Origin of the sequence: Paenibacillus spiritus, assembly GCF_008710135.1 — a bacterium.
Taxonomy (GTDB): Bacteria; Bacillota; Bacilli; order Paenibacillales; family Paenibacillaceae; genus Paenibacillus_AQ; species Paenibacillus_AQ glufosinatiresistens.
The window spans coordinates 1-24,087 of sequence record NZ_VYKK01000001.1; the positions used below are offsets into that span (position 1 = coordinate 1).

Annotated in this window: 14 protein-coding genes; 5 read left to right on the forward strand and 9 right to left on the reverse strand. The window is 62.8% G+C overall.

Annotation, left to right across the window (positions count from 1 at the left end):
• The 3 genes from F4V43_RS00005 to F4V43_RS00015 form a co-directional block, all read left to right on the forward strand.
• On the forward strand, window positions 1-6,356 hold a 6,356-nt coding region (locus F4V43_RS00005; protein WP_150456185.1), incomplete at its 5' end, for a non-ribosomal peptide synthetase.
• A gap of 13 nt (window positions 6,357-6,369) precedes the next feature.
• The gene (locus F4V43_RS00010) at window positions 6,370-7,128 is read left to right on the forward strand and encodes a thioesterase II family protein (RefSeq protein ID WP_150456186.1); all 759 of its coding nucleotides are present in this window, start codon (window positions 6,370-6,372) and stop codon (window positions 7,126-7,128) included.
• 41 nt (window positions 7,129-7,169) lie between these two features.
• Complete coding sequence (locus F4V43_RS00015; protein ID WP_150456187.1) at window positions 7,170-9,437, forward strand: MMPL family transporter; 2,268 nt, start codon at window positions 7,170-7,172, stop codon at window positions 9,435-9,437.
• A 121-nt stretch (window positions 9,438-9,558) separates the two neighbouring features.
• Here F4V43_RS00015 and F4V43_RS00020 read toward each other — a convergent pair whose 3' ends face one another.
• From F4V43_RS00020 to F4V43_RS00050, 7 genes are all read right to left on the reverse strand, one after another.
• Complete coding sequence (locus F4V43_RS00020) at window positions 9,559-10,104, reverse strand: HXXEE domain-containing protein (RefSeq protein ID WP_150456188.1); 546 nt, start codon at window positions 10,102-10,104, stop codon at window positions 9,559-9,561.
• Window positions 10,089-10,823 (reverse strand): 4'-phosphopantetheinyl transferase family protein, encoded by a 735-nt coding sequence (locus tag F4V43_RS00025; RefSeq protein WP_191089407.1) that lies wholly within the window; start codon window positions 10,821-10,823, stop codon window positions 10,089-10,091. Before F4V43_RS00025 ends, F4V43_RS00020 begins: the two co-directional genes overlap by 16 nt.
• Before the next feature lie 612 nt (window positions 10,824-11,435).
• Window positions 11,436-12,167 carry a sugar phosphate nucleotidyltransferase gene (locus tag F4V43_RS00030; protein ID WP_150456190.1) on the reverse strand — a complete coding sequence of 244 codons (732 nt, stop codon included), beginning with the start codon at window positions 12,165-12,167 and terminating at the stop codon, window positions 11,436-11,438.
• A 78-nt stretch (window positions 12,168-12,245) separates the two neighbouring features.
• A complete protein-coding gene (locus F4V43_RS00035; protein ID WP_150456191.1) occupies window positions 12,246-12,980 on the reverse strand; it encodes a glycosyltransferase family 2 protein in 735 nt (244 codons plus the stop codon).
• Window positions 12,977-14,035 (reverse strand): glycosyltransferase family 2 protein, encoded by a 1,059-nt coding sequence (locus F4V43_RS00040; RefSeq protein WP_150456192.1) that lies wholly within the window; start codon window positions 14,033-14,035, stop codon window positions 12,977-12,979. The genes F4V43_RS00035 and F4V43_RS00040 overlap by 4 nt, the downstream gene beginning before the upstream one ends.
• Window positions 14,032-14,844 (reverse strand): glycosyltransferase family 2 protein, encoded by an 813-nt coding sequence (locus F4V43_RS00045; RefSeq protein WP_150456193.1) that lies wholly within the window; start codon window positions 14,842-14,844, stop codon window positions 14,032-14,034. The genes F4V43_RS00040 and F4V43_RS00045 overlap by 4 nt, the downstream gene beginning before the upstream one ends.
• A 253-nt stretch (window positions 14,845-15,097) precedes the next feature.
• Window positions 15,098-19,810, reverse strand: coding sequence for a WIAG-tail domain (locus F4V43_RS00050; protein ID WP_150456194.1), 4,713 nt, complete (start codon window positions 19,808-19,810; stop codon window positions 15,098-15,100).
• 252 nt (window positions 19,811-20,062) lie between these two features.
• Between F4V43_RS00050 and F4V43_RS00055 the strand changes: the two genes are divergently transcribed.
• Window positions 20,063-21,142: a YheC/YheD family protein gene (locus F4V43_RS00055; RefSeq protein WP_150456195.1), complete on the forward strand. Its 1,080-nt coding sequence runs from the start codon at window positions 20,063-20,065 to the stop codon at window positions 21,140-21,142.
• A gap of 103 nt (window positions 21,143-21,245) precedes the next feature.
• Window positions 21,246-22,037 carry an archaetidylserine decarboxylase gene (asd, locus tag F4V43_RS00060; protein WP_150456196.1) on the forward strand — a complete coding sequence of 264 codons (792 nt, stop codon included), beginning with the start codon at window positions 21,246-21,248 and terminating at the stop codon, window positions 22,035-22,037.
• Window positions 22,038-22,145: 108 nt separating this feature from the next.
• On the opposite strand, the gene gpmA is transcribed toward asd, so the two are convergent.
• Together gpmA and F4V43_RS00070 are read right to left on the reverse strand one after the other, a co-directional pair.
• Window positions 22,146-22,895, reverse strand: coding sequence for a 2,3-diphosphoglycerate-dependent phosphoglycerate mutase (gene gpmA / locus F4V43_RS00065; RefSeq protein ID WP_150456197.1), 750 nt, complete (start codon window positions 22,893-22,895; stop codon window positions 22,146-22,148).
• A gap of 378 nt (window positions 22,896-23,273) precedes the next feature.
• The gene (locus F4V43_RS00070; protein ID WP_150456198.1) at window positions 23,274-24,059 is read right to left on the reverse strand and encodes a helix-turn-helix domain-containing protein; all 786 of its coding nucleotides are present in this window, start codon (window positions 24,057-24,059) and stop codon (window positions 23,274-23,276) included.
• Between the last annotated feature and the right edge of the window lie 28 nt (window positions 24,060-24,087).

Below are 24,087 nucleotides of genomic sequence, written 5' to 3' on the forward strand. Positions count from 1 at the left end.
GCGAGGCGCTGGACGAACGGGCAGCCGGAGCGCTTCACCCCGACGCTGCCCCCGCCCGTCCGCTGCGCACCGCCTGGGTCTTCTCCGGCCACGGCGGCTATTGGCTCGGCATGGCCGCCGGCTGTCTGGACTTCCCCGTCTTCGCCGCCGTCATCGACCGCTGCGAGACGCTGTTCCATGCGCTTGACCCTGCGCTGCCTTCGCTGCGCACGCATTTTCAGCCTGCGCCCGATTCCGGCAGCCCGGCAGAAGCCGACGACGCCGACGCGCAGCTGGCCGTCTTCGCCGTCCAGGCCGGACTCGCCGCGCTCTGGCGCTCGTGGGGCTGCGTCCCCGCCGCCGTCTGCGGCCACAGCATGGGCGAAGTCGCCGCGGCCCATGCCGCCGGCATCCTCTCGCTGGAGGATGCCGCCTGCGTGCTGCTGCACCGCACCCGGCTGCTGCGCCGCCTTCAGGGCCAGGGACGCATGGCCGCCGCCGTGGTCTCCCCCGGGGCGGCGGCCGAGCTGGCCGCCGAAGCCGGCGGCGGCATCTACGTCGCCGCGGTCAACAGTCCGCGCGCGGTCATCTTCTCCGGCGAAGCGGCGGCGATGGAAGCCTGGGTGCCGGCGCTCAAGCGGCGCGGCGTTCCCGTGCGGTTCGTTCAGGCCCGCACGCCCGGCCACTGCCCGCTGACCGCGCCGGTTGCCGCCGAGCTGGAGCAGGCGCTGGCGGGAATCCGTCCGCAGGAGGCGGCGGTGCCGTTCTTCTCGACTGCGGACGGTACTTTTCTAGGCGGCTCCGAGCTGGGCGCCGCTTACTGGGCCCGGCAGCTCTGCCAGCCGGTGCGCTTCCTGGAAGCGGTCCGGGCGCTGCGCCGCGAAGGAATCGGCGCCTATCTGGAGATCGGGCCGCATCCGGTGCTGTCATCGGCGCTGCGCGATGCGACCGCCGAGCCGGAAGGCAGCGGCATAGAGCCTGCCTCCCAGAGCCCGGCTGCCGGCGAAGCGCCGGAGGACTTGGCTTCTCGCGGTGACTCTGCTTCCGGTGAGGACCTGGCTTCTCCCGATGGTTTTACTTCTGGTGAGGGCGCTGCTTCTCGCGGTGGCTCTGCTTCTCGTGGAAATCTCCCTTCTCGTAATACCTCTGCTTTTCGTGAAGTTCAGGCTTCGCTGGAGGCTCCTGCTTCCAGCGAAGAAGCCGACTTCCCGGAGGAACGGGAGCCGCTGCTGCTGTCCTCGCTTCGCCGGGGCGAGGAGGACGCTTCCGTCCTGCTTGAAGGACTCGGGGAGCTGTACGCCGCCGGACTGGAACCGCTCTGGAGCAGCTTTTACCCGGCCGGGCCGGTGTTGTCGCTGCCCCTCTATCCGTGGCAGCGGCAGCGTCACTGGTTCGAGCTGCCCGGCGGCACAATGCCCGCAAGCGCAGCGGACCCGGACGGAATCCCGTCCGCCCTCGCCATCTCCAGCGGAGCTGCTTCAGGCTCGCGGGGAGCATCCGGCCCATCCGCCCTGGCCGATTCGGCCCGCCGAACCGGCCAAGTTCTGCCGCTGCCGGCCTTGCACGAGACATCCGCTGCGGCAGACCTGTCCTCCGATGCCATTGAAGCGGAGCTGCGGCTGGAAGTTGCCCGGATTCTGCGCCTTCCCACAGAGCGCATTCCGCTGAATCGTTCGCTTGTCCGGCTCGGTCTGGACTCGCTGATGAGCATTGAGCTCCGCGGACGGCTGCGCACCCGCTTCGGAGCCGATCTTCCCGTCTCCGATCTCCTGACCGCTCCCGGCATCGGCGAACTGGCACAGCGGTTATTGTCCCTGATGCCAAGCGCCGCGCCCGCCGGGCCGGATGGATGCGGAGAGCCGGAGCTGCAGTGTGATCCCGCATCGGCCCATGAGCCGTTCCCGCTGAATGACATTCAAGAGGCGTACTGGATCGGACGGGCTGCCGGCATGGAGCTTGGCAATGTATCGGGAGGACTGTTCCTCGAGTTCGAAGGTCCTCTGCTGGACCATTCCCGGCTGGAGTCCGCCTGGAACCGGCTCGTTCAGCGGCACGGAATGCTTCGGGCGTTCGTCCGGGCCGACGGAAGGCAGGAGATTCGTCCGGAAGTGCCGGTCAGCCGGATCGGCAGACAGGATCTGCGCTTCCGTTCTGCGGGAGAGCGTCTTCGGCTGCTGACGGAAATGCGGAAGCGGCTGACCCGCAGAGCAACGCCGGACGAAGGCTGGCCCGGCTTCGAAATCTGCGTCGTCCGGCTTCCGCAGGACCGGCAGCGGACGATGTTTTTCTTCGACGGATTTGTGGGAGACGCCGCGAGTCTGATGATTCTGATGGAGGAATGGAGGCGGCTGTACGAGAACCCGGAAGCGGAGCTGGAGCCGCTTGAACTGAATTTTCGCGATTATACGCTGCACGAACAGAATCGCCGCTCGCTGCCGGAATATGAGTGCGACCGCGCCTATTGGCTTGGCCGTCTCCCTTCGCTGCCGTCCGCGCCGGAGCTTCCTCTCCAAAGACAGCCGGAATCCGTGATCCGCCCGGACTACGTCAGACGCACCTTCTCCCTCTCTCCCGGGGAGTGGGAGGCCTTCACGGAACAGGCCAGGAATTACGGCCTCACCCCTGCGCTTGCACTCTGCGGAGCGTATACGGAGGTTCTGCGCAAATGGAGCCGTTCGCCGGATTTCACGCTTAACCTGACACTGTTCGACCGCCGGCCGGTGCACCCGCATACGGACCGCATTGTCGGTGACTTTACGAGCTTGCTGCTGCTGGAGGCTGAAGATGCGCCGGGCTTGTCTTTTACAGCCAAAACTCTGCGTCTTCAGGAACAGTTCCAACAGGATCTGGGCCACACAAGGTTCAACGGAGTGGAGCTGATTCGGGAAATCAACCGCCGTTCGGGTCAAGCCCCTAAGGCCGTCATGCCCGTCGTGTTCACCTGCATGCTGCGCGATTTCGGAGAAGCGCTGGATTGGCTCGGCGAACTGAAGCACGGGACGGCCGAGACGCCGCAGATCTGGCTGGATCATGTCGCTGTACTGAACCGGGGCGCCGCCGAGCTGATCTGGGACTGCGTCGACGACCTGTTCCCGTCCGGCATGCCGGGTGCGATGTTCGCCGCTTATACCGGTCTGGTCCGCAGACTGGCCTGTGACCCTGAAGTCTGGGAAGCATCGGCTTCCGGAGTCCTCGTTCCCGCAGGCTGGCCAATCGAATCAGCCCCCGCCGGCCCGCCGGCGCTCCCCGGAGGTCTGCTGCATTCTCCGTTCCTGGATCAGGCCCGCCGCGATCCGCAGCGAATTGCCCTGATCGACGGTCCGTTCCGGATGACATACGGGGAACTGATGAAGACAAGCGGACGGCTGGGACAGCAGCTGCGCGGACTTGGCGCGCAGCCCAATGCGCTGGTTGCCGTCGTGCTCGAGAAGGGCTGGGAGCAGGCGCTGGCCGTCCTCGGCATCCTCCGGTCGGGTGCGGCCTATCTGCCGCTCGATCCCGGCCTTCCGGCGGAACGCTTGAAGCAGCTGCTGGAGATCGGAGAAGTCAGGCTGGCCGTTACGTCGGAGAACCTGATGAACACCCTGGAGTGGCCGGACGGGGTAACTCCCGTAGTCCTCGAAGAAGCTTCCGAAGAAGCCTCCGAAGAAGACAGCGAACGCCTGCTTCCGGATCCGCTTCAGGGCCCTCGCGATCTGGCCTATGTCATCTTCACTTCGGGTACGACTGGTACGCCCAAAGGCGTGATGATCGACCATCTCGGAGCGCTGAATACGTGCCTGGACATCAATCGCCGATTCCATATAAACGAGCAGGACCGCGTGCTTGCGCTCTCGGCGCTGAACTTCGATCTGTCGGTCTACGATCTATTCGGAGGACTCGCGGCCGGAGCGGCGGTGGTCTTCCCCGGGGAAGACGGAAGCCGGAACCCGGTTCAATGGGCCGAGACCGTTGCCTGCGAAGGCGTCACCATTCTGAACACTGTACCGGCACTTGCGGGGCTGCTCGCCGAAGCTGCCGAGAACGGGACTCCCGGCAGACTGGACAGCGTCCGGCTGCTGATGATGAGCGGAGACTGGATTCCGCTGCCGCTCCCGGAGAGATTCCGCCGGCTCGCACCGGAGGCCGAGATTGTCAGTCTCGGCGGAGCAACCGAGGCGTCGATCTGGTCCATCTGCTATCCGATCGGAGAGATCGACCCCGATTGGACCAGTATTCCGTATGGAAGGGCGCTGAGCGGCCAATCGGTCCAGGTGCTTGACTGCGAACTGGAGCTCCGCCCCGCCGGCGTGCCCGGCAAGCTGTACATCGGCGGCGCCGGTCTGGCCCTGGGCTACTGGCGCGATCCCGGCAAGACCGAGGAAGGGTTCGTCGTCCACCCCCGAACCGGAGAACGGCTGTACGATACCGGAGACTGGGGACTTTATCTGGAGGATGGAACGATCCTGTTCCTGGGCCGCGACGACGCCCAAATCAAGCTGAACGGCTACCGGATCGAGCTGGGAGAAATCGAAGCGGCGTTGGCGGAAGACGAAGCAGTGCGGGAATGCGCCGCATCTCTGATCCGGGACGAGCGGGGAAGCGGAAGTCTGGCGGCGTATATTGTCCCTTCCGAATCCGCCTCTCCGGGCGAATCCGGCGAGATCCGCAGCCGTCTTGCCGCCAGACTGCCGTCTTATATGCTCCCTTCTCATCTGGTCTTTCTGGATGGCCTCCCGCTGTCGCCCAACGGCAAGGTAGACCGCAGCCGTCTGCCGCAGCCGGAGTTCGGCCATTCCGGCGGCGGCTCGCTTGAACCGCCGTCAACGCCGAACGAAATCTGGCTGGCCGGGCTGTGGAAGGAACGGCTGGGCCTGGATGCCGTCGGAAGGGATTCGAACTTCTTCTCGCTAGGCGCAAGCTCTGTCGATGCCATTCAGCTGTCGGTGCAATTGAACAAGAGCGGATATCCGCTCAGTCCCCAGGCTCTGTTCGAGCGGCCGACACTTCGGGCGCTGGCGGCGCTGCTCGATTCTTCCGCAGCTCCTGAGGCGAAAGCCGTTCAGCTGCATCCGGTGTCAGATGCAGACGGCCGGCCCCCGCAGCAGACCGCTTGTTCCAGCGGGAATGAAAGGGGCCTGCTCCAGCCTGTCACGGGCGGAGATGAGCGGACACTGCCTCCTTCCGCGGACTGGGGGCAGCGGGCGGAACGGGGACAGCGGGCAGAACGCACGCCGAGCTCGATTCTGCTGACCGGAGCAACCGGCTTCATCGGCGTTTACCTGCTGAAGGAAAGCCTGGAGCGGACGGACGCCGTAGTGCATTGCCTGGTACGGGGCGCCGGACATCAGGAGGCTTACCGCCGCCTGACGGAGCAGCTTCGCTGGTATTTTCCGCAGGGCTTGACCGAGGAGCAGATGTCCCGCATTTTTGTATATCCGGCAGACCTGACACAGGAACGGCTCGGACTGGACAGCGAAGATTACAACTTTCTCTGTCTCCTGGTCGATACGATCTACCACTGCGCAGCGGATGTCAGGCATTTCGGAAGCGAGGCGGCTTTTGAAGAAGTGAACCTCGAAGGGACCCGCCGCCTGCTTGCCTTCGCCCGGGAAGGCAAGGACAAGTCGCTTCATTATGTGTCGACCATTGCCGTCAAGGGGGAGGCTGAAGGTCCCTTCGGCGAGAAGGATCTCGATATCGGCCAACAGTTCGATTCTCCATACGCCAGGACCAAGTTCAAGGCAGAGATGCTGATTCGCAGCGAAATGGAGCGCGGCTTGGCCGCATCCGTCTATCGCCTTGCCTTTGTCGGAGCCGATTCACGGTCCGGCCGCTTTCAGCGGAATATGGCGGACAACGCGCTCTATACGAGTCTTCGGGCCATCTCCCGGGTCGGACTGGCTCCCCGTCTGGAAGCCGTCGTGGATCTGATGCCCGTTGATTTCATTGCAGCCGCCATTGTCGAACTGTCGCTGGTTCCCGCAAGTCTCGGCGAAACCTACCACCTCACCCATCCGAGGCCGTATGCCCATAGTGAGCTGATCGCCCTGCTGCAGGCTCTCGGGTATGCGATCTATTGGGCCGACCGGGCGGAATACCGGGAACTGCTGCTGGAGTGGAGCGAGGAACCGGAGCTCCGGCAGGATATCGCCTACCTTATTTCGCACATGGAGAGCGGAATTCTTCCACCCGAGCCGGCGGAGAGCACAGACACCCGAGCTGCGATGGCCCGCTTCGGAATCCGGCTCCGGCAGCCGGATTCGAAATGGCTGCGGCGCTCGATCTCCTATTGCATCGAGACCGGCTTCCTGCCTCCTCCGCCGTCCTGGGACCGCATTCAGCGCCTGGCCCGGGCAGAATCCGCAGCCGCCATGTCGCCGGATCTTATCTTCTAAGGAGGAATCGCATATGATTACCGCTTCAGAATGGTTTGTTGTTCGCCAGCCCAAACCGAAGGCCAAGCTGCGGCTCTTCTGCTTCCCCTATGCAGGCGGAACGCCCGCCGTCTATAAGGAATGGGGCGCGGCGCTGGAGGACATCGAGGTCTGCGCCGTCCAGCTGCCCGGACGGGGCATGCGGATGAACGAACCCGCATATGTTCGAGTGGAGCCGCTGGTGGAGGCTCTGGCGGAGGCGATGCTTCCTTATCTGGACCGCCCCTTCGCCCTATTCGGCCATAGTCTGGGCGGGCTGATTGCCTTCCAGACTGCACGGCTGCTCGAGGAGCGCTTCCGCCGGTCGCCGGTGCATCTCTTCATCTCGGGCCGCCTGCCTCCGCATGTGCCCGAAGAACAGGTTCATCATTTGTCCGATCCCGAGTTCATCCAGGTGCTGCGGGATTATAACGGGACCCCGCAGGAAGTTCTGAACGATCCCGATCTGATGTCCTATTTCCTGCCTGTGCTGCGGTCGGACTTTGAGCTCAGCAATACCTTCCGTCTGGAGGGGCGACCCCAGTTGTTCTGTCCGTTCAGCGTGTACAGCGGAATCGACGATTCCCTGGTCGATCCGGAGCTGCTGGAGCAGTGGGAGCGGTATACCAAGTACCGCTTCTCGCTGCAAATGTTCCCTGGAGATCATTTTTATCTGAATGCCGATCAAGCCCCCCTCTTCGATATGCTGTACAACGAGGTGATGGACTCGCTGTATGCGAGCGGAGTCTGCTAAGCGGCCCGCCGCCAAATTAATTAGTGCCAGGAGGAATCTGAATGTTCGCCCGTATCGCTTCTGTATCTGCCCGCTGGCCCCGCACGGTAATCGCTCTGTGGGTGCTGCTGCTCGCCGGTTCCCTGCTGCTGGCTCCCAAGCTGCCCGACCACCTGACCAGTGAGGGCTTCAGTATCCCCGGGAGTGAATCCGCCCAGGCATCGGAGCGCATCCGTACCGGGTTCGACGGCTTCTACGGCCAGACGCTCACGGTCGTTCTCGATCATCCGGGCTCAGCCGCCGGAGATGCGCAATTTACCGGGAAGCTTCAGACCGCCGAGAAGGCGCTTCGGGATGAACCGATCATCGCCCGCCTGACGAGTCCCGCTTCCAAGGGAGGGGAAAGCCTCGCCGACGAGAAGAACGGAAGAGTCTTCATCCAGATCGACATGGACGCTACGGAGAAGGAAGCCCGGGCGTTCATCCCGGTGGTCCGGGATAAGCTCCGGAGCGCCGGCCTGGACCGGGACGGCTTCCGCTTCGACATCACCGGAAGTCCGGCGCTGACCGAAGAGATGAATGAGGTCAGCCTAAGCAATGTGGAAATGGTCGAGAGAATCGGCCTTCCGATTGTTTTTGTGCTGCTGCTGCTCGTATTCGGTTCGGTGGTAGCCGCTCTGCTCCCGCTGCTGATGGGCATGTTCACTATCGTGCTGACGCTGGCCGTTATCTATCTCTTCACCCTCTATATGCCGCTGTCTTCCACGCTGACCAACGTCGTCACGATGCTGGGGCTCGGGGTCGCCATTGATTACGCGCTGTTCATCACTCAGCGGTTCCGGGAAGAACTGGCCAAGGGAAGCTCCTCTGCTTCGGCCGCGATACTGTCGCTCTCTACAGCCGGACGTTCGGTCTTTTTTGCGGGCTTGACGGTTATGGCGAGTCTCTCCTCGCTGTTCCTGCCCAACACGATGTTCTTCCGCTCGATTGCGCTTGGCGGATTGGTGGTCGTCTTCGTCTCCATTCTGACCGCCTTCACCCTGCTTCCGGCGCTTCTGACCCTGCTCGGCAGCCGGGTGGACCGGCTGCGCATCCCCTTTGCCTTCAAGAGCAGATCGGGCAGCGGATTCTGGACCCGCTTCATCTCGGTGCTGCTGAAGCGTCCCGCGTTGTTCCTGACCATCGGGGTTCTCTTCTTCGCCGCACTCGCCTGGCCGATCAGCAAGCTGGAGATGCATATTCCGGTTGCCGCCTTCCAGGAGCTTCCCAAGGACAGCGAAGCGCGCCTCGGGATGGAGGCTCTGACCGAACATTACGGTCTGGGCGAGTCTTTTCCCGTTAAGCTGCTGCTGAATACGAACGGGGGCAGCGCGACCGGTGCCGAGGCCTTGAAGACCGTCGACCGTCTGACCCGGCAGTTCGGAGACAAGGACGGCGTCCAACAGGTCGTCAGCCTGACCTCGGTATATCCGGCCTCCCCCGAGCAGCTGGCGGCCGCCTATCAGGCGCCGGATCGTCTGCCGGCCGAGGCCCGCGCGCAGCTTCATTCGCTGCTCAGCCGGGGCGGCCGCGAGACGGTGCTCTACCTCATTCCGAAGGAAGGCCCGACCAGCGAGAAGACGCGCGCGCTGGTGCGCGAGATTCGCGCCGAGCTTCCTTCCGCACTCCCGGGGGGCTACAGCGGACAGGTGACCGGCGAGACAGCGACGGGGATGGATTTTGACAAGCAGGTCACGGGAAGTCTGCCGCAGATCGTCCTCTACATTCTGATTCTCTCCTTCGTTCTGCTGGCGCTGGCTTTCCGGTCGCTCCTGCTGCCGCTCAAGGCGATTCTCCTGAACGGACTGGTCACCGCCTCCACGCTGGGAGCACTGGTCATTCTGTATCAGTGGGGACATCTGCCCAGCTCTACCGCACAGGCGCTCAATGTAGGGACTCCGGTGCTGATCTGCGCCATTCTGTTCGGACTGAGCATTGACTACGAGGTGATTATCGTCTCCCGCATCAAAGAAGCCTACAGCCGGGGCCAGGACAACCGAAGCGCCATCGTCGAGGGATTCACCGCCACCACCGGCATGATCAACGGCGCGGCTTCGATTATGGTGGTGGTATTCGGAGTCTTTCTGTTCGCCGGATTCCGCTTCGTGCAAGAGCTCGGAGTCGGGCTCGCGATCGCCATTCTGATGGATGCGGTTATCGTGCGGACGGTGCTGGTTCCCGCCTCCATGCATCTGCTCGGCAGACTCAACTGGTGGACGCCGTGGAATCACCGGACGCTGTTCCCCAAAGAGAAGAAGCCGGAAGGCAAGAAGTCGCCCAAGGCCGTCTGACTTCAGCTTTCCCCGCCCGATCCGGCAGCAAAAAGAACAGGCTCTTCGCATCAGCGAAAGAGCCTGTTTTTTTCGGTGTATGCCGCGGTCATGGACTCCCGGCCCTGTGGGCAGAAATCCGTCACGCCTCGCGCGCCGGAGCCAAATATTTGCCTGCCAGGTAGCCGAAGCCGACCAGCGGAATCAGAATCGCTCCATAGGGAAGGCTCATCCAGATTTCCTTCCAGGACACCAGGCCCTCGTCCGTCAGCCGGTAGAACAGGTAAGCGGAGTAAGGAAGCGCAATCAGAACCGCGGTCACCACACCCGGGGTGTAGCGCCGAAGCAGAATCGCGTGGCCCAGGTGGGTGAACACATGGATGAACATGACGGCGTTGATTCCCAGAAAGAAGGCGTAATGCTGCCGCTCGGCGGCGGCGAAGGTAATCGGAACGAATGCGATGAATTCGAACAGCACCGGAACGGCGAACCGCGATCCGGTCAGCCTGCCGTATCTGCCGGCGATCCGGGCGGCCGGAGCGGGAAGTCTGGAGATTAGCCAGGCACCGTGTTTCTGCGTCCATCCTTCCATAAAGATAATTTCCTCGAAATCATGAATGATAAAGGCCGCCAAAAAGAGCCAGATAAGCGCCGAGCTGCCAATCTGGGCGTTCAGCGTGTCCAGCATGCCGATCCCTCCTCTGCACCGATCCTCCCTGGCCGGGAGCGGACGGTCAGGAACTCATCCAGATCCATCCGTCTCTCCTCCCGGCATTCACTCCCGTCACTTGCACACAGCGCCATCATATGCCGCTCATCCAGCTTCCATGCCCGGTGAAGCCAACGCTCTTCGGTATCTCTCCGAAGAACGGTGCCCGTCCCGCCGTCCACCGAGAAGGAATCGAGGGCCAGCGACAGGCCAAGCCCGACCGCCTTGATATAGCTCTCTTTCAATGTCCACAGCCGGTAGAACAGCTCCCCGCGCTCTTCGGGCGATGCGGCATTCAGCAACCTGCGCTCCTTGTTATGAAAGAACCGCTCCGCAATCTCCAGCGGCGCTTCCCGCAGCTCCTCCACGTCCACGCCCACCGGGGCAGCGGCAACGGCGCAGACCACCCAATCTCCGGAGTGGGAGAGATTGAAATGCACGCCGCCCGGCGCAGCGAGCAGCGGCTTGCCGTATTCGTTCTGATCGAATACCAGCGTATTCGATCCTTCCGGCGGCAGATTCAGATGCCGGACCAGCGCCCACCGGATCAGCGCATCGCCCAGCAGCGAGCGCTGGGCATCCCGCGGGCGGAGGAACCTGGCAATACGCTCTCTTTTAACGGGATCGGTCTGCTCCAGCAGCATTCGGTATTCCGGGCCGCTCAACTCGCGGCTTAACCGCAAGGCATAGATCTCCATTCGTCTTGCTCCTTCCTGTAGAGCAGTTCGTCTTCCCGGCAGTGCCGGTAAGAGGCAGACACGGGAAACGCGGCAGCTTATCTGTACCATTTCGGCATTTGGGAAGTATTTCCTCCCCAAGCCCGGAACAAAGGCGCGAACCGTGAGGAAGCGGCTCTTCTTCCGGTTCGCCAACGCTAAAAGGCGCTGCCTTGCGGCGGTCCGTGCGGATAGAACGGGCGATGTGCACTTCCGCATAAGCACTGGTAGATTTGCTATGTATGCTTACTTTTTATCCATTTGAATAGGAGCAAAACCAAAAGAATCAGAAGAATCGTCATCATAACGGGCCAAATTGTGTACACCAGCTCTTTCATTGAAACTTTCCACCTCTCCATTGGTATAATAATCCACTTATGATTATTATATATAAAAATATATTTTTAGGATTATTTTTTTAGGAGAAAGGCACTTACCGCTCTGCTCGCAGCAATGGCTTTATCCATTCGCACATGAGCGAATCCAATGATCGTTTAGCACAAGCACCCTATTTCTAAACACTCGTCACAACCTCTACGAAGTTTCCACCAAAAAGAAAGACCGCCGACACGTTGTCGACAGTCTGACGCTGCCTTACGGCAGCGCATCCTTCAGCTTCTCTCCGGCTTCCCTGAGCGAATCGAACGTGCCGGCATCGCTCCACCAATCCTTCAATACATCATAGCTCAGCTTGCGGGCCGAAGCATACAGGTTATTGACATCCGTAATTTCCAGCTCGCCCCGCCCCGAGGGCGACACCTGCCGGATAAGCCTGAATACCTCGGTGTCATACATATAAATTCCGGTTACGCAGTACCCGCTTCCGGGATGCTCCGGCTTCTCCTCGATTCGGACGATCCAGGCGGGGTCGCCTGTGTCGAATACCGGAACCCCATAGCGGCGCGGATCATCCACCGGTTTTAGCAGCACCTTGGCGGTTCCCGCGGGCTGCTTCAAATACGCATCCACATAGGGAGCCAGATCATCCTTGAACAGATTGTCTCCCAGCAGCACGACAAAGCGCTCTCCGGGCGGAACAAAATCCCTCGCTGCCTCCAGCGCCTGTGCGATTCCTCCAGCGGATTCCTGCACCCGGTAGGTGATCGAGACGCCCAGATCCGCCCCGCTGCCGAGAAAATCGGCGTACATCCCGGCCGACTGGCGGGTTACCACCAGCAGAATGTCGGTAATGCCTGCCCTGCGCAGCCGGTCGATTCCATAGCAGATCATGGGATACTTCCCGACCGGGAGCAGATGTTTGTTCAGCATTCGGGTGAGCGGATACAATCGGGTTCCCGTCCCCCCCGCCAGTATGACTCCTCTCAAGGCTCTCCCCTCCCACAATAGTCCATCCTGCATGCGCGCCTGCCTAATCTTCCGGTTCTTGCGCAGCGACTCCTTCTTCTACACAAAATCCAGCGGATCGACGCCCCATTTCTCCTGAAACTGGCGGCGATTGCGTTCAACCAATTCCTGCCATCCGGCCGGCCGGAGACTTCGGAAGCTGGCGCTCCCCTCGTGATGGACCAGACAATCGCCTGCAATCAGAAGCCGATAGCCCTTCAACCGGGCACGGTAGGAATAGTCATCATCCTCATAATGCCCCGGTGAAAAACGCTCATCCAGCGGCCCCAGCGCCTCCAGCACCTCGCGCCGGAACAGCAGACAGAGGCCGACCAGACGCCGGGTCTCCCGCCACCGCGACGGATCGGGGACATTCCACTTGGCGGCGGCTTCCCTGAATCCGCCCGGTCCGCTGCAATCGACCGTCACCTGCTGCCGCCCGCTGGCATAATTCGTGACCGGCCCTACCAGACCAATGTCGGGCGCGCTGTACAGCGCCGCCTTCAGATTGGCGAGCCATCCTGGCGCTACCACCACATCATTGTTAAGCAGCAGCAGCTCATCGCCCGAGGCCAGCGCAAGCCCGTAATTGCAGGCAGCGGGAAATCCCAGATTGCGGGGAAGCGAAATGAAGGCGATCCGCTCCATCCGGCAGAACTCGCCGGTGCCGTCGTCCGATTCATTGTCGATAACAAGCAGCTCGTGCGGCTCCGGCGTCGCTTCCCGAATGGAAGCGATGCAGGAACGAAGCAGCGGCAGACCGTTGTAAGTCGGAATGATAATGCTCGTTGTCATTTCGCGTTCCTCCATGCCGCCACGATCCGGCGGTATGCCGTATTCTGCGGAGACAGATGACCAGACCCGGGGAGCCTGCACCCCGGAGGAAGAGAACGGCCCTCTGCGCCCCGCCGGGCCAGCAGTTCTCCCAGCGCTTCGGCATGATCGCCGGCAATGAGCTGCTCCATCCGGTTGCCGCTTCCCGTGTTGTCGGCGCCCCGGCGGCGGTTGCGGCGGATCACATCGACCGTTCCGGCCGTCTCGACGCGCAGCCCTTCCAGAACGGCGATCGCCTGCGCCCTCGGCGGTACGGCGAGCCCCGAAGGACCGATTGTCTCCAGAGCCCGCCGCGAGAGAGCATGCGGAACCGCCGTCATCGAAGCGGCGCCGAGATCCCTCCGCCCGAGCGCTTCATTCAACAGCAGCTTGCAGCGCGTCACGGTATCTGCGGCGGAGAACGGGGGCAATAGCGGTCCAAGATCGTTGAGGGCGGCGTCTGTCCCTTTGTCTACGGCGGCGGCAAAGGGATACAGGTCCTCGGCCGCAATCGGAAGATCTCCGTCGAGGAACAGCAGAATGCCGCCCCGGGCGAGCTTCGCTCCGATGCCGCGGCCTACGTCGTGGCCTGCCGCCTCCGGGCAATGAACGATGATCACTTCCGGGAAGCGGCGTGCGGCTGCGTAGCTGCCGTCCGTGCATCCGTTGAGCACGACGATCAGCTCGTCGGGCTTGAGCCTTGCGGCTTGGCGGAGTACAGCCGGCAGCGTCTGCTCTTCATTGCGCGCCGTGACAATAACGGACAGGCGCTCCCGCAGCGGCGGGAACGGGCCGCCGGGAGTAACCCGGGGCGCATAGGCGGCCCGGGGGGCAAGGGCGGCGTTGGCCGCAGCGGACGCACCGGTTCCGTTGCGTCTCGGCCTTCCCAACCCGCCGGGACGCCGGCCGGAACGGCCGGTCCCCGCCTCTCTCCGTCCCTGTCCCTGTCTCTTGGCGGCGCTGGCCGGAAGCGTCTTGCCCCGACAGGCGAAGCCTGCGCTGCGTCTCCCCTTCCGGACTTCGCGGCTGCTCTTCATCGCACCATCTCCCTTCGGCGGGCGCCGTCCGTGAAGCCTGCGCGGGGCCCCCGCTCCCGCAGCAGAAGTTCCATTGCCGCCAAGTGGTCGGCGAAGACCACATCCTGCAGCGGATCGCGCCCCGCGTTCCGGCGCCGGACCGGATTGAGCCGGCCAACGGGCACATGCGAAGCCCGGACAACCCGCAGACCGTCCAGCACGGCTCGGGCCAAGGCTGCGGGTGGGACGGCAAGCAGATCGCCAAGCCGCTCCGCCGCTTGCCGGCTCAGCGCGTGGGGAACTGCCGTCAGGGAGCAGCCTTTCAGATCCGGGCGGCCAAGCAGCGCGTTAAGCCCATGCTTGGCCAGCACGACCGGATGAGGCTGTCGACGGGAGACCGGCCCGGAATAATCGTTGAGCGCTACGTCTGCCCCCACGGCTACCGCCTCCACGAACGGGCGAAGCCGTGCGGCCGGAATTACCATATCCGCGTCAAGAAAAAGCAGAATATCGCCGCTCGCCTCCCTCGCTCCCGCCCGGCGGCCGACATCGTGGCCGAGCGGCTCCGGAAAGTTCAGCACCCGGGCGCCTGCCGCTGCGGCAATTTTGCCCGTCCCGTCCGAGGAGCCGTTGTCAACGACGATCACTTCGGTCCCCGGAGCAACCGACCGGGCCGCGGCGATGACGGCCGCGATGGTCCCGGCCTCATTCATTGCCGGGATGATGACGGATACGGAGGGACCTCCGTCCGCCCGCAGCATCCGAAGCTGCGCGCCTTTCTGAACGGAACCGCCCGATCTGCCCGTCTTTCGGACTGCCGCTCTCTTCATGCGTCCCCGTGCTCTGCGGCTTCCCGTACCTGCCGGTCTGCCTGGGGATTTTCCGTTTCTGGATTTCAAGCTCATCCACCTCACTTGCCGGATGCTTCCCTCGTCTTGCAGCACGTTCATTCACAGTCTATGTCCAGAATTCGGCGCGGCCACGGCCATTGTCCCTGACCGCCCCCGAAACGCAAAGAAGAACAGAACCGGGCCGCCGATGGACCGGTTCTGTTCCTTGCTTGTGAAACAATGGAGGGTCCAATTAATCAAAAGGACGATTCTGTTCCTCTTCAAAAGAGGGCGGGCCGATGGCAATCCAGGACAGCACGCCATAGAAATGCGGCGTATTCTGCAGCCGGACAATCTGCACGACGGCGCTGCCGCAGTCCCGGCTCTTGAGGGAGGCCTGGAAGAAAGGCTGGTTCGTCATCGCTACCAGCACATAACCGGTATGACCGTAGGGCTCATCGAACGTGAGGGTAACCTCGGTGTGGACAGCGGTTCCGACGAACATGAAGGCGGTCATTCCGAACTGCTGCAGCGCAGAGCGTCCTCCGCCGCTGTGAACCGGCACGAACCGGAGATGCTCCGGTTCCACCGACCCGTCGGCCAAGTGGCGGGAGTGTATGGCACCGTCCGCCAGGTGATTCTCTAGCACGCTGCCGTCTTGTAGATGGGCGGAACCTACGGACGACGCGGACAGATGGCTGCCGCTTACTGCGCCTTCCTGAAGCGCGGACGTTCCAACCGCTCCCGGGGCCAGCTGCTCCGGCCCGATGCTGCCCAAAGCCAGCTTCTCGCCCGTGACGCTGCCGTCCTCTAGATGAAGTGAACTTACGGACGACGCGGACAGATGGCTGCCACTTACTGCGCCTTCCTGAAGCGCGGACGCCCCGACCGAGCCCGGAGCCAGCTGCTCCGGTCCCACGCTGCCCGAAGCCAGCTTCTCGCCCGTGACGCTTCCATCTTGAAGATGGAAGGAACTTACGGACGACGCGGACAGATGGCTGCCGCTTACTGCGCCTTCCTGAAGCGCGGACGCTCCGACCGAGCCCGGAGCCAGCTGCTCCGGCCCGACGCTGCCCGTTGCCAGCTTCTCGCCCGTGATGCTTCCATCTTGAAGATGGAAGGAACTTACGGACGACGCGGACAGATGGCTGCCGCTTACTGCGCCTTCCTGAAGCGCGGATGCTCCGACCGAGCCTGGGGCCAGATGGTTTCCGTCTACCGCGCCCTCCTGAAGCGCGGACGCTCCGACCGAGCCCGGAGCCAGCTGCTCCGGCCCTACGCTGCCCGATGCCAGCTTCTCGCCCGCGACACTGCCGTCCGGCAATAGCTCGACAAACGTAATGCCAGACGAGAAGTGGCGCGGCTCCAAGCAGCCGTCTTCCAGCAGATCTGCGGCGCAGAATTCATTTCCCAGATGCGCCAGAGTAATCGTACCCTTTTTAATATGCCGCCCTTCGATCGTCTCTTCGGCAAGATGGCTGCCATGTACGCTTGAGAGAGCAAGATGGGAGGCGTCCACCGTCTCCGATGCCAATTTCTCTCCCGTGATACTGCCGTCCGGCAAAAGCTCCGGTCCGCAGACCTCTGCGGCCAAGTGAATGAGGCTTACCGCTCCTTCCTGAATCGCGGACGTTCCGACCGAGCCCGGGGCCAGTTGCTCCGGCCCCACGCTGCTCGGAGCCAGCTTCTCGCCCGTGACGCTGCCGTCCTCTAGATGAAGAGAACTTACGGATGAAGCGGACAGATGGCTGCCTCCCACCGCATCCTCCTGAATCGCGGACGTTCCGACCGCCCCCGGGGCCAGTTGCTCCGGCCCCACGCTGCTCGGAGCCAGCTGCTCCGGCCCGACGCTGCTCGGAGCCAGCTTCTCGCTTGTGATGCTGCCGTCCTCTAGATGAATAGAACTTACGGACGATGCGGACAGATGGCTCCCGTCCACCGCGCCTTTCTGGAGTGCGGACGTTCCGACCGAGCCTGGGGCCAGCTGCTCCGGCCCGACGCTGCTCGGAGCCAGCTTCTCGCTTGTGATGCTGCCGTCCTCTAGATGAAGAGAACTTACGGATGAAGCGGACAGATGGCTGCCTTCCACCGCGCCTTCCTGGAGCGCGGACGTTCCGACCGACCCCGGGGCCAGCTGCTCCGGCCCCACGCTGCCTGAAGCCAGCTGCTTCGGTCCCACGCTGCCCAAGGCCAGCTTCTCGCTTGTGATGCTGCCGTCCTCTAGATGAAGAGAACCTACGGATGAGGCGGACAGATGGCTGCCTTCCACCGCACCTTCCTGGAGCGCGAACGTTCCGACCGAGCCCGGGGCCAGTTGCTCCGGCCCGACGCTGCTCGGAGCCAGCTTCTCGCTTGTGATGCTACCGTCCTCTAGATGAATAGAACTTACGGATGAGGCGGACAGATGGCTCCCGTCCACCGCGCCTTTCTGGAGCGCGGACGTTCCGACCGAGCCTGGGGCCAGCTGCTCCGAACCAACGCTGCCCGGAGCCAGCTTCTCGCCCGTGACGCTGCCGTCCTCTAGATGAAGAGAACCTACGGATGAGGCGGACAGATGCCTGCCTTCCACCGCACCTTCCTGGAGCGCGAACGTTCCGACCGAGCCCGGGGCCAGTTGCTCCGGCCCGACGCTGCCCGGAGCCAGCTTCTCGCCCGTGACGCTGCCATCTTGAAGATGGAAGGAACCTACGGACGATGCGGACAGATGGCTGCCATCCACCGCGCCTTCCTGGAGCGCGGACGTTCCGACCGAGCCCGGGGCCAGTTGCTCCGGTCCCACGCTGCCCGAAGCCAGCTTCTCGCCCGTGACGCTGCTGTCGGGAAGCAGTTCCGGCCCGCAGACCTCTGCGGCCAGGTGCTTCAAGCTCACTGTGCCGTACGCCAGGTGACGGCCTTCTACGGTTCCAGCCGCCAGGTGACGGCCCTCTACGGCTCCAGCCGCCAGATGCTCTCCGCCAACCGCCTCTTTCGCCAGCTTCTCCGGGCCGACTGCGCCGTCCGCCAGCTTCGCACCGGTAACGGCCAGGTTGCCGAGCTTGTCGGTCACGACGCTCTCCGGCGACAGCTTCAGCGGCGTGACGGCATAGTCGGACAAATGATGGGGCAGCACCGCTTCGGCTGCCAGATTCCGGCTCTGGACCGCTCCGTCCGCCAGGTGGCCGGAAGTCACGGTCCCGGCGCGCAGCGCCTCGGCGCCGATACTGCCCCGGTGCAGGTGCCGCTCTTCGATGATCCCGTCCGCCAGATGTCCGGCGCCGATCGCTCCCTCCTGAAGAACCCGGCTTCCGACGCTGCCGTCCGCCAAATGCTGCTCCTCGACCGTGCAGAGAGCGATATGCTCTCCGCTGACGGCTCCTTTGGCGATTGCGGCAGAGCCGACCGCTTCGGCCGCCAGCTTCGGTCCGGTGACGCTGCCGCCTGCCAGCTTCGCCGCAGTGATGCTGCCTTCGGCCAAGTGTCCGCTTCCGACCGCTCCCGGCGCAAGCTGCCGGGAGCGGACCGACTCGGCGTCCAGGTGGGCAGTCTGCACCGCATCGGCCTGCAAATGGCGGGAACCCACCGCCTCGGGCGCAATTCGCTCGCCATCGACAGAATCCAGCTGGAGCTGCGCATTGCCTACCGACCCGGCCGCCAGATGCATCGACCGAACCGATGCCTTCGCCAGATGGCGGGAGCCGATGCTTTCATCGCACAGCTTAGTGCCCGGGATACTCTGATCCGCGATTTTGGACGAAGTGACCGCCTGCTCCACCAGCTGGGCCGTCCCGACGCTGCTCTCCGCAAGCTGACGGCTGGTAATTCCCCGGGGCGCGATATGGCGGCCGGCGATTTCCCCTTCGGCGATGTGGGCTCCCTGGACACTCTCCGGCGCCAGATGCTGGCTGCGGATCGCTTCGGCCGCCAGCTTCCCGGCCCCGACCGCTCCGTCCGCCAGATGGCCCCGCTCCACAGCACCGGCTTGCAGCTGGCCGCTTCCGATGATCCGTCCGGCCAGCTGGCCGCTTCCGATGGCTCCCGGAGCCAGATGCTCCGCCGTAATGACGCCGGTTCCGATATGGCGGCCTTCCACCGCCCGATCGGCCAGCTTGGAAGCGTCCACCGCTCCTGCCGAGATCGCGGCTCCTGTAACCGCGCCTCCCGCCAGCTTGGAGGCGTCGATACTGCCGCCTTCCAGATGACGTCCGACGACCGCTCCGCTTGCAATTTTGTCTCCGGTTACCGAGCCGTCCTCGAGCACTTCCCCTGTAACGACGAACCGGCTCAGGTGGCGGCTCTCCAGCGCTCCGTCGGCGATTTTGTCGCCGCCGATGATCCGGTCGGCGAGCTTGTCGGGACCAATGCTTCCGTCTTTCAGCTTCTCTCCGCCGATGGAACGGTCCAACAGCTTGCCGCCGGATACGCTGGCTTCGGCCAGATGCTCGCCGGTAACCGAGGCGGGCGCGATCTTGGCAGAGGTCACAGCGTGTTCGGCAATATGGATGCCCTGAACCGCGTAATCCTGAATCCAGGGAGAGCCGATGCTGCCATACTTGAGCTTGGAACCGTCTACGCTCCGGGGGGCCAGCTTGCTGGCGGTAACTGCAGCGTCCGACAGATCATCCGTGTAGACGAGCGTCCGCCGCCGATCCGGCTGTACGGGCTTGCTGCCTTCGTCTTCCTCAGGCACTCCTTCACCGGAAGCTGCCGGAGCCGTTCCCGCCGATTCCTCTTCACCTTCTGAAATTCCCGTGTCCGCCGGCTCCAAGTCCTCGCCCGCATCCACCTCGATTCCCTCCGGTTCCCCGGTGAACTCCCCTGCAAACGCGGGCGCGGCCGCATGGATCGTCATCTCTTCCGACGCTGCGGCTCCCTCCGTTACCTCCGAGCGGCCTTGCTCCAGCAGACACAGCTCCATAATATCGGGGTTATCGACAACGAACAGGCGTTTTGGAGCACGGCCGCTCGGTTTCTTTCTGATTTTGCCCACAGGCACTCCCCTCCTTGACGGATGATTGCTTCTCAGGCCATCGTATGCGGGTATATGGGCGAATGACACTATACGGTCCCATAGGCGCCATGATCTGCCTTATCCCGGCTGCGAAGGAGGGAGATTCGCGTTCTTCCGGCAAAGGGGCGGCTGCCCCCGCACATTGGTCCACCCCAAAGGCACAGGCGGAGCATAGAATGAGGGAGAAGGCCGCCTGCCAAGCGCGCCTAAGCATCCGGGAGGGAAGCAGGTATGGAGCAGAATCTCGTCGGAATTCTGATGAATGCCGCGGTGCACCGGGGCATCCCCCACGGAGCAACGGGGCAGGAATCGCTGCATAATTACGAAGAAGCCGCCGCCGCTTTCGGCCTGGTTCCCTGCTACCTGAAGCTCGCGGACATTGATATCCCCTCCCGAACATGCCGCGCCTATATTCGCCGGCGCGGCGGATACCGGCGAGAGGAACTGCCGCTCCCCGCCGTTATTCACAACCGGGCAATCTATGGACCGGACAGCCGGGGAACGGAGGCTCTGGCCGCAGCCGGAAGCGTCGTCTTTAACCGGAACACGCGCCGGGGCAAGGATGAGATTCACCGGCTGCTGGCCGATGTCCCGGCCCTCCGCCGCCATCTTCCGGATACCGAGACCGGGCTCCCGGGGCTCCGCAGACTTATGCTGCGCTGCGGCGATATTATTCTGAAGCCGTGCCGGGGCAGCGTAGGCGAAGGCGTCATGCGCCTGACGCGGAAGGGAAGCGGCTGGGTCTGGACCTACCGGCCGGCGGGAAGCCGCCGGCTGTCACAGATCGGTTTTAACGAGGAACGGCTGCCGCAGAGACTGGCTGCGCGCCTCGGCGCTGTGCCTTACCTGGCGCAGGAACGCATCCCTCTGGCCGAGGCGGACGGCAGCCCGTTCGATCTTCGGGTCACGGTGCAGAAGGGCTGGGGCGGAGAATGGGGCGTAACCGGCTTGTTCGCCAAGCTGGCCCCTCCCGGCAGCTTCATCTCCAACGTAGCCCGGGGAGGCTCAGCCCTTCCGTCCTCCCGGCTGCTGGACCGGGTCTTTCCCGGTCCTCTGGCAGCCCATCTGCGCATGTCGGCAGGCGCGCTTGCTCTGGAGATTGCCCGGGCGCTGGAGCCGCGCCTGCCGGGTCTTGCAGATCTTGGCCTGGACCTTGGAATCGACCGGAACGGACAGCTCTTCTTCATTGAATGCAACGGGCGGGATCAGAGATACGGATTTCTGAAAGCGGGACTTCCGGAGGTCTGGAAGGAGAGTTACCGGCGGCCAATGGGCTACGCCCGCTATCTGCTGGAGCAGCGGCAGCCGTGAACAGCGGTTATTGATTTGTCTTCCGTTCTATGTCAAGATAATGCAGAGTGGAAGGTTCCGGGCTCCGGGGCTTTCCACTCTGCATCATGGAAGGGAGATGGGCATGGTAAAACAATTGCTGCGGCTGATGACCGAGCTCTCCTCGCACCGATGGCTGTCCCGGTTCATGGGAGCTTGTTCCCACAGCAGAATCAGCCGCTACTTCATTCCCGCCTTCATCCGGCTTTATCAAATTCCGGTCGACGAGGCGGAGAAAGATCCCGGCCAGTACCGCTCGCTGAATGAATTCTTCAGCCGGCGGCTTAAGCCGGGCATGCGTCCGGTGGCAGAAGGCGCAGACCGGGTAGCCAGTCCCGTGGACGCGCAGATCACAGCCATGGGCGAGGTTCACTCCGGCACGATACTGAATGTCAAAGGCCAGGATTACCGGCTGGAGGAGCTGCTCAATCACTCTCCGCATCTGGAGCTGTACAAGAGAGGCTTCTTCTTCATCCTGTACCTCAGTCCGACGGATTATCACCGGATTCATGCGCCGATCAGCGGCCGCAAGGTCGAGAGCGATCATATCCGCGGACGGGCATATCCCGTCAATGAATTCGGCATGAGACATATGAGAGGTGTTCTCAGCCGCAACGAGCGGCTGATTACGTATATTGCCGGAGCGGGCGGCGAAGCGGCCGTAGTGAAGGTAGGCGCCATGAATGTCAGCAGCATCCGCTACACCGATGAAGAAGCGGACGCCTGGGAGATCGGCGACGATCTCGCCTATTTTGAATTCGGCTCTACCGTCGTGCTTCTGTTGGAGAACGGAACCTTCACCCCAAGGCCCGGTCTGACCGCCGGCGTCAAGGTGAAGATGGGCGAACTGCTCGGCGCGATGATTCGTCCGGTCTAGCGGGCGTACCGCCAGCTGCCCGGAATACGGCCTTTCGGCCGGCCACCCACGAATAAATAACAAAGAAGGCACTCCTTCGCTCCTTCGAGCGGGAGTGCCTTTTGAAGATTATTCCGTTACCTTCCCCTGGTTCGCGACTTCCCGCGCCTTCTCCTCCACCTTCTCCGGTTCGCCGAGATAGAACCGGCGGATCGGCTTCACTTCATCGTCCAGCTCATAGACGAGCGGAATGCCGGTCGGAATATTGAGATGGAGCAGCGCCGTCTCGTCAATATCTTCCATATACTTGATGAGCGCTCTCAGCGTATTGCCGTGAGCCGAGATCAGTACTCTCTCCTTCTTCATGACCAGCGGAACGATTCGCTGGTTCCAGAACTCGCCGACCCGGTGGACCGTATCCTCCAGGCTCTCGCCCAGCGGAATGTCGCCGGGACGCACCTCGGCATAGCGGCGGTCGTTCCGGGCGTAGCGGGAGTCGTCCGCCGTCAGAAGCGGCGGCCGCACCGACAGGCTGCGGCGCCAGATCTGAAGCTGCTCGTCGCCGTATTTGGCGGCGGTTTCGATTTTGCTGAGGCCCTGGAGCGCGCCGTAGTGCCGTTCATTGAGCTTCCACGACTTCTGCACCGGAATCCACAGCAGATCCAGCTCCTCCAGCACGTAGTTCAGCGTCTTGATCGACCGCTTCAGCACCGATGCAAATGCCAGATCGAACGTGTATCCCGCCTCCTTGAGCGTGCGTCCGGCGGCCCGCGCCTCCTCTACCCCTTTCTCTGTCAGGTCGGGGTCGCTCCAGCCGGTGAACAGATTCTGCCGGTTGTATTCGCTCTCGCCATGGCGGAGCAATACGATTTGATACATGTCGTCTCTCTCCTTTCCGTTTCTCCTCCTTACTATATTGACCATTCCCGCCGTTTGAATCACATCGCCCCTCGGGCAGAACGCAAAAAAAACCGCCAAAGGCGCACCCCGGCGGTTCTTGCGGCCGGCAGGCCGCCGCTTCCTGATGAAGTTGGGATTCCGTTGGATTTAGAACCAGCTCTCGCCTGTAACGGCTTCGGCTCTCTGCCGGCGCAGCCGGCTGCGGAACAGATTGCCTCCGCCGGCATGGCTGCCGCAGTTGTTGCAGATTCGGCGTCTTGCTATCATGATGCTCGCTCCCTCCGGATGTGGTCAACGGTTCGGTAAAAGCTTGTATGCTAAGCGTATTTACCCCGGCGTTCCGGCTGTGAAACCGCTCTATCTGATCTCGGAAGGGCTCTTGCCCGTGTACTGTTTGAATTGGCGGCTGAAGAAGAAAATGTCCCGGTACCCGAGCGCATCCGCCACTTCCGTCACATTCATCCCGGCGTAGAGCAGCAGATGCTGGGCCCGCTCGATCCGCGTCCGGATCACATAGGATTGGACGGACGAGCCGATCAGCTCCTTGAACTTGATGGAGAAATAACGCGGCGACAGACCCGCCCGCGCCGCCAGCTCCTCGACCCGGTGGGACGCGCCGGGATGCTGGCTGATGTAGTTCGCAATCTCATGGATCGCTTCCGTAAGCTGATTGCTGGCATTGCGCTCCACGGGCTGAACCCGGTCTTCCCGCAGCAGATGAATCATGAGCTGCTTGAGCACAAGCTGCCCCTCCTCCTCGGCGGCGAACGTCTTCACCAGGAACAGCCGGACATAGCGGGCCAGCATATGCTCGAACTCCAGCGTATCCTCCAGCACGCGGTAGGGCTGCGGAATCTCGGTGACGGGAGACGATACGTCAAAATGTATGTAAGTCAGTACAAGCGGCTTCTGAGGGTTATGCGTGGCGCTTGTCTGATCGCCGGGACGGAACAAGAAGCAACTCCCTTTCCCGACCCGGTAGGATTCTCCGTTTCGGACTACCGTTCCCTCGCCGCTCCAGATATAGAACAGATCATAGTTGGGCAGCGGCTTTTCCCGCACCTGCCATTTCCATCCCGGTTCGCAGACGATTTTGGCCAGGGCGGGCAGAATGACGAAGTCGCTGGGCGCGGCATGCAGCATATCCAGTCCTCCTCTCTTACTCTGTATG

Coding starts and splice junctions, on each gene's coding strand:
- F4V43_RS00010 (WP_150456186.1), top strand. CDS start 6,370: ATGATTACCGCTTCAGAATGGTTTGTTGTTCGCCAGCCCAAACCGAAG.
- F4V43_RS00015 (WP_150456187.1), top strand. CDS start 7,170: ATGTTCGCCCGTATCGCTTCTGTATCTGCCCGCTGGCCCCGCACGGTA.
- F4V43_RS00035 (WP_150456191.1), bottom strand. CDS start 12,980: ATGACAACGAGCATTATCATTCCGACTTACAACGGTCTGCCGCTGCTT.
- F4V43_RS00040 (WP_150456192.1), bottom strand. CDS start 14,035: ATGAAGAGCAGCCGCGAAGTCCGGAAGGGGAGACGCAGCGCAGGCTTC.
- F4V43_RS00025 (WP_191089407.1), bottom strand. CDS start 10,823: ATGGAGATCTATGCCTTGCGGTTAAGCCGCGAGTTGAGCGGCCCGGAA.
- F4V43_RS00070 (WP_150456198.1), bottom strand. CDS start 24,059: ATGCTGCATGCCGCGCCCAGCGACTTCGTCATTCTGCCCGCCCTGGCC.
- F4V43_RS00020 (WP_150456188.1), bottom strand. CDS start 10,104: ATGCTGGACACGCTGAACGCCCAGATTGGCAGCTCGGCGCTTATCTGG.
- F4V43_RS00055 (WP_150456195.1), top strand. CDS start 20,063: ATGGAGCAGAATCTCGTCGGAATTCTGATGAATGCCGCGGTGCACCGG.
- gpmA (WP_150456197.1), bottom strand. CDS start 22,895: ATGTATCAAATCGTATTGCTCCGCCATGGCGAGAGCGAATACAACCGG.
- F4V43_RS00045 (WP_150456193.1), bottom strand. CDS start 14,844: ATGAAGAGAGCGGCAGTCCGAAAGACGGGCAGATCGGGCGGTTCCGTT.
- asd (WP_150456196.1), top strand. CDS start 21,246: ATGGTAAAACAATTGCTGCGGCTGATGACCGAGCTCTCCTCGCACCGA.